Source organism: Nocardia abscessus NBRC 100374, from assembly GCF_000308455.1.
Taxonomy (GTDB): domain Bacteria; phylum Actinomycetota; class Actinomycetes; order Mycobacteriales; family Mycobacteriaceae; genus Nocardia; species Nocardia abscessus.
In genome coordinates, this window is the sequence record NZ_BAFP01000265.1 from 44658 (window position 1) to 54717 (window position 10060).

The 10060-nt window shown below is 69.1% G+C and carries 12 protein-coding genes; 5 read left to right on the forward strand and 7 right to left on the reverse strand.

From position 1 onward, the window contains the following. Positions 1-320 precede the first annotated feature (320 nt). Positions 321-488, reverse strand: coding sequence for a hypothetical protein (locus ON19_RS42485; protein ID WP_157229960.1), 168 nt, complete (start codon positions 486-488; stop codon positions 321-323). 220 nt (positions 489-708) lie between these two features. Between ON19_RS42485 and ON19_RS33290 the strand changes: the two genes are divergently transcribed. From ON19_RS33290 to ON19_RS33305, 4 genes are all read left to right on the forward strand, one after another. Beyond that, on the forward strand, positions 709-1692 hold the full coding sequence (locus tag ON19_RS33290; RefSeq protein ID WP_043702007.1) for a DNA polymerase domain-containing protein: 984 nt from the start codon (positions 709-711) through the stop codon (positions 1690-1692). 139 nt (positions 1693-1831) lie between these two features. Continuing rightward, positions 1832-2308 carry a MarR family transcriptional regulator gene (locus ON19_RS33295; protein ID WP_043702010.1) on the forward strand — a complete coding sequence of 159 codons (477 nt, stop codon included), beginning with the start codon at positions 1832-1834 and terminating at the stop codon, positions 2306-2308. 97 nt (positions 2309-2405) lie between these two features. Continuing rightward, positions 2406-3404, forward strand: a complete 999-nt coding sequence (locus tag ON19_RS33300) for an acyl-CoA dehydrogenase family protein (protein WP_043702013.1) — start codon at positions 2406-2408, stop codon at positions 3402-3404. Then, entirely contained in the window at positions 3388-4563 is a 1176-nt protein-coding gene (locus ON19_RS33305; protein ID WP_043702017.1) for an acyl-CoA dehydrogenase family protein, read from the forward strand. Before ON19_RS33300 ends, ON19_RS33305 begins: the two co-directional genes overlap by 17 nt. A 47-nt stretch (positions 4564-4610) precedes the next feature. Here the strand turns inward: ON19_RS33305 and ON19_RS33310 are convergent, their stop codons facing one another. After that, positions 4611-5138, reverse strand: a complete 528-nt coding sequence (locus tag ON19_RS33310) for a carboxymuconolactone decarboxylase family protein (protein ID WP_043702019.1) — start codon at positions 5136-5138, stop codon at positions 4611-4613. A gap of 404 nt (positions 5139-5542) precedes the next feature. Here ON19_RS33310 and ON19_RS33315 point away from each other — a divergent pair, with 404 nt between their 5' ends. Beyond that, positions 5543-6055, forward strand: a complete 513-nt coding sequence (locus ON19_RS33315) for a hypothetical protein (RefSeq protein WP_043702067.1) — start codon at positions 5543-5545, stop codon at positions 6053-6055. A 66-nt stretch (positions 6056-6121) separates the two neighbouring features. On the opposite strand, the gene ON19_RS33320 is transcribed toward ON19_RS33315, so the two are convergent. From ON19_RS33320 to ON19_RS43040, 5 genes are all read right to left on the reverse strand, one after another. Beyond that, positions 6122-6538, reverse strand: a complete 417-nt coding sequence (locus tag ON19_RS33320) for a hypothetical protein (RefSeq protein ID WP_218006524.1) — start codon at positions 6536-6538, stop codon at positions 6122-6124. Positions 6539-6732: 194 nt separating this feature from the next. After that, positions 6733-7809 (reverse strand): NAD(P)H-dependent amine dehydrogenase family protein, encoded by a 1077-nt coding sequence (locus tag ON19_RS33325; RefSeq protein WP_051169557.1) that lies wholly within the window; start codon positions 7807-7809, stop codon positions 6733-6735. A 42-nt stretch (positions 7810-7851) separates the two neighbouring features. Next, positions 7852-8712 carry an acyl-CoA thioesterase gene (locus tag ON19_RS33330; protein ID WP_043702024.1) on the reverse strand — a complete coding sequence of 287 codons (861 nt, stop codon included), beginning with the start codon at positions 8710-8712 and terminating at the stop codon, positions 7852-7854. A gap of 72 nt (positions 8713-8784) precedes the next feature. Next, positions 8785-9321, reverse strand: a complete 537-nt coding sequence (locus tag ON19_RS33335) for an Rv1363c family protein (RefSeq protein WP_043702027.1) — start codon at positions 9319-9321, stop codon at positions 8785-8787. After that, a partial coding sequence (locus tag ON19_RS43040; protein WP_043702031.1) for an Rv1363c family protein occupies positions 9318-10060 on the reverse strand: 743 nt, incomplete at its 5' end. The genes ON19_RS43040 and ON19_RS33335, both read right to left, overlap by 4 nt.

Genomic DNA, 10060 nt, shown 5'->3' on the forward strand with positions numbered 1-10060 from the left:
GTGGTGCAGTGCCTTCCGTTGATTACCGGGCAGGTGCGGCGACGACTTCGTCGACCAGGTGGCAGCGGCGAGCGGCGGGTCCCCCGTCGCGGTCGCCCGGACCGAAGCGCAGCTCGACGAGGGCGCCGACCGGATGATGCGAGAGGCGCCGGTCGGCGAGTCGCGCTCGCAGGATGTCGACTTCGCAATCGCCGATGTCCCAGAGGCATATGCGGCCTTCGCTCAGCAGCGAGCGGCGGCCTCCCGGCGATTGGAACGTACGTCGCCCGAGGTGCGACAGAGCCGCCGCGAAGACCGTGCGGGCCCTCGCGCCGGGACGCTTACGCGGCCTGCGGGGCGCGCCCGGGTCCGTCGGGTAGATCCTGCTCGAGGGTTAGGTGCGACGCGCATCGATGTACCGGACCGGGCGAGATGAACGCGGGGTCCAGTCGTTGCGCGAAGCTGAGGTTGTCACGGCGCCAGCAATCGGTGCACACCGGCTTGTCCATGGGGTCCTCCTCAGGTCTCACGGCGCGAGGCCTCGAGGCTTGAATTCCCTTTTGTGTCCGGAATTGAACACCCGCATCCGTCCGCCCCGCCGGAAGCTGCCGGATCGTTACCGCGTGGCGCCGTCCTCCACCATCGCTGCACGGCCGCACCAGTCTGGGAGCTGTCCGCTGGAGGTGCGGGTGATTGACGGCTGGTCGGTGGCTGGGGGAGGGTGGAGCGATGGCGGGAGGCGAGCTGCGTCACGGGGTCGAGCTGTCCAATCTCGATCAGCCGTTGTTCGGCGGGGCCGAGGCGAGCAAACGGGATCTGGTGGACTATCTGGAGTTCGCCGGGGAACGGTTGCTGGGGGTGCTGCGTGGGCGGCCGCTGTCGGTGGTGCGGGTGCGGCCGGGACAGGAGCCGTTCATGCAGAAAAATCTCCCGAAGTACACGCCGGAGTGGGTGGCGCGGACGAAGGTCTGGGCGGAGAGTTCGCGGCGGGAGATAACCTACGCGCTCTGTGACGACCTGCGGACCCTGATCTGGTTCGGTAATCAGCGGGCGGTCGAATACCACTCGACCTTGTTCCTCGCGGAATCCGCACCGGAACCTACACATCTTGTGCTCGATCTCGATCCCTCACCGGGGCAGACTTTCGCCGACGCTGTGGCAGGTGCCCGGCTGATCCGGGAAGCGCTGATTGCGGACGGGCTTTCCGGAGCGGTGAAGACGAGCGGTTCCAAGGGGTTACACGTGTTCGTGCCAGTGGTCCCGGGGATCGATGTCGAGGACGCGGCCGCGGCGACGCGTGCCGTGGCGGCCCGAGCCGAGCGGATCGATCCGTCGGTCGGCACGACGGCGTTCATCCGGGAAGACCGCCACGGCAAGGTCTTTCTCGACGCCACCCGTGCGGGTGGTGCCACCGTGGCCGCCGCCTACAGTCCGCGTATCCGTCCGGGTGTCACCGTGTCGTTCCCGCTGCGCTGGTCGGACCTCGACGAGGTGACGCCGACTGATTTCACTGTGCGGACCGTGCCGGGCCTGCTCGGCGACAGTGATCCATGGCAGTCGGAGATGCCGGCCCCGCAGCATCTTCCTCCGGACCTGGTCGAGGAGGGACACACGATTCCAGTGGCCCGGGTTCAGGCCATGCACGAGGGCAAACGACGTGCTCGCGCCCGTCGCGCCGGTTCGGACGGGTTGCCCCCAGCCGATACCGACTGAGCGCCCGCGGAGCGGTTCGAAGGGCGAACGTCAGGCGGCGCAGATCAAAGAACCCGAGTTCCGCCGCATTATCCGCGGCGGGGTTATTCTCGCTCGCAGAGTATCTCGATCATAGAGAGATCTGGCGGAGGGAGCGGTGATGGCGGAATCGAGCACACGGGAGGAGACCTTGGGTGCCTTGCGCGAAGAGTTGCGGAGGCAGGCCACCCAGACGGTGGTGTTCCATTCGGCGGTCGCCGCGCGGCTCGGCATCACGGTCACCGATCTCAGTGCGCTGAACCTTCTCAGCATGCAGGGCCCGCTCACTCCGGGCCAGTTGGCGGACCAACTCGGCGTCACCCGGGGCGGCGCGATCACCACGGTTGTCGATCGGTTGGAGCGGGCGGGATATGTGCGGCGGAGCCGGGATTCGGAAGACCGGCGGCGGGTCCGGGTCGAACTCGTGGCGGTCCGGGCCGAGGTGGCGGTGGCCCCGCTGTACGGGGAACTCGCCGCGCTCGACGAAGGCCTGCCGGACGACGACGCGACATTGCGGACCCTGCTGGGTTTCGTCCGTGAGGTGAACGCGGCGCTCGTCCGGGCTACGAGCCGGGTCTCCGAAGCGCACACCGTCTGACTCGTGGGGCCCGAATCCGGCGGAGGGCGACTTTCCAAAACGAGAATGATATTCTCTGTTCAATGCACGCGGTGCTGCGACAGGGAAGAAGGTCGACATGCTGTTCGAGTTCGACGCCGACCAGCGACTATTGCGCGAGACGGCGCGGGAGGTCACGGCGAAGCAGTGTCCACCCGCTCTGATTCGTGACATCGTCGACAAGGATCTGGAACCCGATCCGCTGTGGCAGACCTATGTCGACGTCGGCTGGACCGAGCTGACGGACCCGGCCCTCTCCGTCGAATTGGGCATCGTGCTCGAGGAACTGGGCCGCGCCACCGACCCCACCCCGTTCCTGGCCTCGACCTCCCAGTTCGCTCCGCTCGTCCCGGACGAGGCGCGTGTCGAAAGGCCGTGCGCGGCGGTATATTCCGGGGTCGTCGCCAGGCGCGACGGCTCGGGATGGCGGTTGGACGGCACGGCGCACAACGTTCTCGACGGCGATCGGGCGGAGCGGTTCGCGGTGGTCACCGATGCCGGTGTGTTCGTCGTGCCCGGCGCGGCGGTGACCGCGCGCCGCGTCTCGGTCTTCGATCCGGTGCTGCACGTCGCGGAGGTGTGCTTCGCCGGCGTGCGGGTCACCGACGGTGACCGCAGCGAGGTCGATCCCGAACGCGCTCGCCAGCACGCCCTCACCGGCCTCGCGCTGACCACCGTCGGCGCCTGCCAGCGCATCCTCGACCTCGCTTTGGAGCACGTGCGCGGCCGCCGCCAGTTCGACACGATCATCGGCTCGTTCCAGGCGGTGCAGCACAAGGCCGCCGACATGCACATCGCGATCGAGCGGGCCAGGGCGCTGGGCTACTTCGCCGCGTTGTGCCTGGCCGCGGACGACCCGCGGCGCCGGATGGCGGCGTCCATGGCCAAGGCCTCGGCGGGGGAGTGTCAGGCGCTGGTCTTCCGCCACGGCCTCCAACTGTTCGGCGCCATGGGTTTCACCTGGGAGAACGACTTGCAGTTCGCGCTCAAGCGGGCCAAGGCGGGCGAGCTGATGCTCGGCGGCGCGGCCGAACATCGAGCGCTCATCGTGGAGGAGTACCGTGCAGCTCACCTTTGACCCCGACGTCGAGGCATTCCGCGCCGAGTTCGTCGCGTTCCTGACCGAGCATCTGCCCGGCGAGGCCGAGACCGTGGAGCGCTCGAAATCCAGTGCGCACGTGCCGGAATGGGCGCGGCGGTGGCAACGTCTGCTGTTCGACAACGGCTGGCTGCTCCCGGCGAATCCGCCGGAGTTCGGTGGGCGCAATGCCACTGTGCTGCAGCAGTACGTGCACCTGGAGGAGCTGTCCAAGCGGCGGATCTACCACAGCTTCAATCCGCAAGGCGTGGGGATCGTCGCGGCCTCGCTGCTGTCGTTCGGCACCGAGGAGCAGAAGCGGCGCTGGGCGGTGCCGATCCTGCGGGCCGAGATCACCGCGGCGCTCGGGATGAGCGAGCCGGGAGCGGGGTCGGATCTGGCCTCGCTGCGCACCAGGGCGGTGCGGGACGGAGACGACTACGTGGTGGACGGGCAGAAGGTGTGGACCTCCGGCGCGCACAACGCCGACGTGCTGCTGACCTTCGTGCGCACCGATCCCGCCGCTCCGAAGCATCGAGGGATCAGCGTTCTGCTGATCCCGACCGACCTCCCCGGGGTCACCCGGCGTCCGTTTTCCTCGGTGTGCTCGCCGGACGACCTGGATTTCAACGAGGTCTATTTCGAAGGCGTCCGGGTCCCGGCCGCGAACCTGATCGGCGCGCCGAACCAGGGCTGGTCGGTGGCCACCGGCTCACTCGGGCACGAACGCACTCTGCTGTGGCTGGGCTACGCCGACCGGCTCGAGGACCTGCTGGGGGACTTCCGCCCGCGCACCGTGCTCGACCGCGACGCCTACGCCAAGCTGGTCATGGACTCGCACGCCTTACGGTTGCTCGGGTCGGCGGCTCTGGCGCGGGAGGCGCGCGGCGAGCAGAACGTGCCCGCCCTATCGATCCTCAAAGTGCTCGGTTCGGAAGCCGTGCAATCGGCGTCGGAACAGGCGTTGAACGCCGTCGGGGTGGACGGGCTGGCTCACCCCGCCATGAGCTCCCGCCCGAATCCCCTGAATCTGGACCACTTCTCGTCCGGCTGGTTCGAGCGCTACATCCGGAGTTTCGCGGGCACCATCGCGGGCGGCACCTCGGAGATCCAGCGCACGATCATCGCGGAGCGAGTGCTCGGCCTGCCGCGCGCCTGACCTCCGGAACACGATGCCGACCCGGTGATCCCGGGTCGGCGCCGACGTCAGTGTTCGACCTGCACGCCGAAGGTGTTGAAGGCCATCGCCAGCGTCGTGTATCCGCCGACCGTGAACACGAGGTCCATGCGTTGCCGCTCGTCGAGACGTTCGCCCAGGGCGGCCCAGGTCTCCTCGGACAGCGCTGATTTCTCCCCGAGTTCGTCCACCGCCCGCAACAGCAGGCGGTCGAACTCGTCCGCGGCGGCTGCCGAGCCGCGGGCCGCGGCGATCTCGCCCTCGGTCAGCCCCGCCTCGGTGCCCATCCGGACGTGGTGATGCCATTCGTACTCGCAGCCGTGCTGGTGTGCGACCCGCAGGATGGCGAGTTCCCGCAGGCGTGGCGCCAGCGTCGACCCGAACAGCAGGTGGACATTGAAGCCCAGGAAGGCCTTCGTGAGCGCCGGATGGCGGACCATCGTCGCGAGAGCGTTTCCCGCCGCGCGTGGGTTGCGGCGATCCGCGGGCAGCATGCGGGACAGCGCGGCGTCCACCGCGTCGTCCCACTGGTCCTCCGGAAGCGGGGTCACACTCATCGGCCTTCTCCTGTCAGTTAAGAGAATCGAACTCTCAAATTCGATTACTACATTTCCAAAGGCGCCGACCGTAGTCAATGCGCGGGTTGGACGGGTATCCGGGGCTGCATGTTACGCAAACGGGCTGGCGGTCCGCTCGGAACGTACGTCCCGTGAAGGACCCTTGACGCGACCCGTCGAGTATTGATTCTCTTTGTAAGAGAAGCTACGTTTCATTGAACGAGAGTGTGTTACCGAACACAATCGGTCACCTCCGCGGGGCACAGCCCCACCGCTCGAGATCGGCCGATGGGCCCAGTGCAGGGAGGGTGAGCATGGCTGCTCAACATTTCGACTCCGTCGACGAGAGCTTCGGTGGAGCGCATTCGGTCGCCGGGTGGCGCGCGCATGCGCGCAAGCACCTACTGCGATACCGGCTCGCCGTCGTCGGCGCGACGGCTGTCGACGTGGTGCGCCATGCGGGCGGCTGGCTGTGCGACCGGACGATGGCGGGCTGGGAGGTCACCGTGCTGCTCGCCGACTGCTCCGACGCACGACCGCTGCAGATTCTCGGCGCCACCGTCCTGGATCTCGAGGGCTCGCTGGCCACGCCGGTGCACGACACCTGGCCACATGCGGTGGCGGTGGCTCCGGAGCTGTTCGCCACCGACGCCCGCGTCCGGTACGGCGTGCTGGACTGCTTGGACCACGGCCTGATCGAAGTCGCGCTGTGGGGCGACGATCTGCCCGAGGAGCTCGACGGCAGGCTGGGCGCGGTTCATCACCAGCTGAGCGTCGCCGCGCAGGCGTTCAAGGGCTGTGCGTTGGCGGCGGCGGGTGTGCCGGCCGCCGGTGTCGCCGCCGCGGAGACGTTTCGCAGCGGGGAGCTGCTGCTGACCGGACTGTGGGGCGGCACCGATCTCGTCGCCGTGGGCTGAACGCGAAAGGCGAACGCGGGCAGCGGAGACGCCCGGCCTGGCCGGGCGTCGCGACGGGTTCGCGGGCTATTGCCGCGCCGAAGCCGAGCCGGTTCCGCTCATGGAGATCTGGGGACTTCCCTGCCAGCCGCAGGGAAGTCCGCAACTGGGTCGAACCTCGGTCTCGACCCGCCCGTCGCGCAGTTCCCGCACCGTGGCCGATGCCTGCGCGGGGTATCCGCAGTCGGGGCATTTCGCGAAGTAGTTCAGCACGTCTCGGACCGTCATGCGCAGCGGGGCGTCGCCGTTCGGCGCGTCCACCCGCGACGGACGGCTGTGCTTCCACAAACGGCCGGGAAGTTCGCGGGCCCGTGGCGCCCCCGTTCGAGGGGCCGCAGGGGTGTGCGCCGACGCCGGAGTGTGCACATGTCGCTCGTCGGGCCTGAAATCGCCTCGTGTGGCGCCTGTTTCGCTCTGCCGGGCGGGCACGCCTCCGTCGTTCATACGATGAGAATACCACTCTCGAAATTGAATATGGCGATTCTACGCACAGTGACTACGAAGCTGGACGCAGGCTGGTGCGCACCGCCGGGCGGCGCGATCGCCACACCCGCCGCCTGAGCAGAGGGTGGTTCGGAACCGAGGACGTGAGCCGCCCCCTTTGTTCGGGCTGCGATGAGAACCCTGGAGGTCGCGAATCAGCCCAGATTCGCGGTCAGCGGAGGAAGGTCGAGCGTGGTGCGGATACCCGGTGGGGCGGCGCACAGATACGCCACGGCGTTGACGGCGCGGTTGGCGGCATACCGCGGCGAGATGGCGCTCATCCCGCTCGGGTCCACCGGATAGCGCAGATCCATTTCGATCGGAGTCTCTCCGTCGATCGCCACATGCCATCCGGTGGCGCGTATCGGCCACGCGGGCCGGAGCGCGGGCGTGCAGTACCAGGTGGACCGCAATCGCAGCAGGACCCGGCCGGCGCCCCGCCCGGAGACCGTGATGCGCTGTGCGGCTACCGTCCCCGCCGCGAGCGTGGTGAACTCCAGCGGCACGTCGTTCTCGGCGAGCGCCACCTCGCCGCGGACGTCGAACGCGTCGAGGGGCAGCCGGACGGCGTCGGCGACCAGCCGCAGCGACGGGCCGAAGGTCTGTTCCGCGTGAGCCAGGCGCTGTTCGTCGAACGGCGCGGGTGCGGCGCCGAAACCCATTGTCTCCAAGAGCAATCGCGACGTCCCCGGCCGGGCGAGGTCGACGCTCTCCTCGATCGACATCCGGTCGATGCTGCGCTGGATCGAACTGAGCGCGACGGGAAGGGTTTCGGTGACGAAGCCAGGGGCGATGCCGGTGCTCAGGATCGAGGCGCCGCCGAACCAGCAGGCCGCCTCGACGCGGGCGCACACCGCGGGGTCGACGGTGTCCGGGTGCCGCAGGTCGCCGTGGGTGGTGACCACGTTGACGCCGGCCACCAGAAGACGGCAGACGTCGTCGGCGTCGAACAGTCGCGGCATGTACAGCACGCAGTCCGCGCCCAGCGCCAGGATCTCGTCGACGTCGGTGGTGGCCGCGACGCCGGTGGTGACACCCGATCCGCACAGGACGCCCGCGTCGACCCCGGCCTTGGCGGGATCGTGGACCCGCACGCCGGCGAGCACCAGGTCGGGATGGTTCAGCACGGCGCGCAGCGCGTGCCCACCCACACCGCCCGTTCCCCACTGGACGACTCGGTAGGGGCCTGCCGCCCGTGCGTCATGACCGTATGACCGGGGATTCGGGTCCATGGCTCGTCCGTTCCGTGCGTCGAGGAGGGGCGGGAAGGCTGGTCACGGGCGGAACCGCAGCAGGCCCTCCTGGGCGAACGAGGCGACGAGCGTCCCGTCCTGCGTGAGGATGTCGCCTTTGCCGAAGCAGCGGCCGTGCGCGACGAGCGGGCTGTGGTGGCGCAGCAGCAACCAGTCGTCGGTACGGAACGCGCGGTGGAACCAGACCGAGTGGGTGGTCGTCGCCGAGGTGAACGCGGTGCCGTTGCCGCTCTGGCCGATGCCTTCCAGTGGGCGCAGAGCGGTTCCGATCGGACTCAGGTCGGTCGCGTAGGCGGCCAGGGCGGCGCCGAACTCGTCGGGCACCCGCGGGGTTCGCATCCACAGCTCGTAGTCGGGCGGGTGCGCGCCGGTCGAGTCCAGATCGGCGGTCGATCGGGTCTCCCACGGCAGGATGTATACCTCGGCGCGGTGTCGCGGTCCGGGCACCTCTGGAATGTCCGGAACGGTCTGGTGTTCCGGGCCGTCCTCGTGGGCGTGCATCGAGACGACCGCCGTGGCGACGATGTCGCGTTTCTGCCGGGCCGTGACCGTGAGCGCCGCGAACGAGCGGCCTTCGTGCTGGCGCTGCACGATGTAGAAGACGGGGGCATCGCCCTTGCCTTCGTGGGCGAACACCACGTGCAGGGATTTGACGGCCTTGGCAGGGCAGGCGCACATGGCCGCCCGCACGATCTGCGCCAGCAGCTGCCCGCCGTACAGCCATCCGTGGTCCAGCCGCTGACTCGATCCCTCGTAGACGGTCAGCGTCTCCCGGCGCCGGCCTCCGGTTCCGGGGCGGGTGTCCGCCGCTCCGGGCGACGGAGACGTCGGCCGCTGGCGGAGGTCGAGGCAGGCGAGCAGCTCGCTCCAGAGGTCAGGCATACCTAAATTGTAACTCGTTCTCTGGAGAAGAGAATGAAATTTCCCGAGCGGCGCGGCGCCCGCTTCGGCGGGTTAGACCGGGTCGAACGCCGAGATCCGCCAGGTGTCCTCGGCCTTGCGCAGCGTGACTCGGACGCTGCTGGCGGCCAGCGCCGGGTCGGGTTTCTCCGCACTCGTGGTGGTCTGATTGATGAACACCAGGACCACGGCCTCGTCCGTGCGCAGTTCCGACACCGCCGCCCGGACGACGGTCGCGGTCGTCCGGACCGACTTCTGCTTGGCGGCCGGGGCCACCACCTGCTGGGTGAACTGGCTGTAGTACCCCAGGAAATCGCCGGTCAGGAAGGACTTCGCCGCGCCGAGGTCCCGGTCGAGGGTTTCGGGCGCGTAGGACAGCAACGCGACCGTGCCGCGGGAGGCGGCGTCGAGCGCCGCCGCGCTGTCGTCGTCGGCTCGGCTGTCGGGCCGGTACTGGAGGAAGAACAGGCACGTGGCGGTGGCGACCGCGGCGACGACGAGTACCGCGAGCAGGGCCGTCCCGTACCGCGCCCGCGCTTCCCGCTTCGATTCGGCGGCGCCCGCGACGGCCGATGTGCTATCCGGGGTCATGGGACGAACTCGACTTTCGACATCTTGAGCTGATCTCCGTCCCGGCTCACCGTCACGCTCAGTCGCCAGGCACGCGGCTCTTGTCGCGCGCCCGCGGAATTGGTGACCTGTGAGGTCGCGGCGACGAGCACGACCGCGGAATCCTCCGTCATCGACTCGATCGCGGTGGCGTTCACCTTGCCCTCCGTGGCGACCTGCGACTGCTGGACCACGGTCGTGAAATCCGCGGCTCGCGCCTGGAAGTCGCCGCGAAAGGACCCGGTGGAGTTGTCCAGGACCCGCTGCACGTCCTCTTTCGCCCGGTTGAAGTCGAGCGTCGTCAAGGCCACCACGCCCTGCCGTGCGGCGGCGGTGAACTCGGCTGCGCGCCGGTCTTTCTCGGTGGCCTCGTGATGGTGCCACACCGTGTATCCGCTGCCCGCGAGCGCGAGGGCGATGACGGCGAGGGCACCGACGACCATCGCGGAGCGACGGCGAAGACGTCCAGCGATGATGCCGCGAAGCTGCGCGCGGCGCGGAAGGGATTCGGGTTCGGCGGCGGCGTCACGGTCCTCGTCGGCCGACGCGTTCGCCTGCGCGCCGCTCGTCGGGTCGGAATCGGAACGGTCACCTGGAGCGTGATCGTCTCCGGGTTCGTCGGCCTCGGAGGCTGGGTCCGAGCTCTTCGGCTGCCCTTCCGCCTGTGCGGAACCGGTGCTGTCGGTGCGCCGCGAAGTGGCGCGCGCCCGGCGCGCCCCTC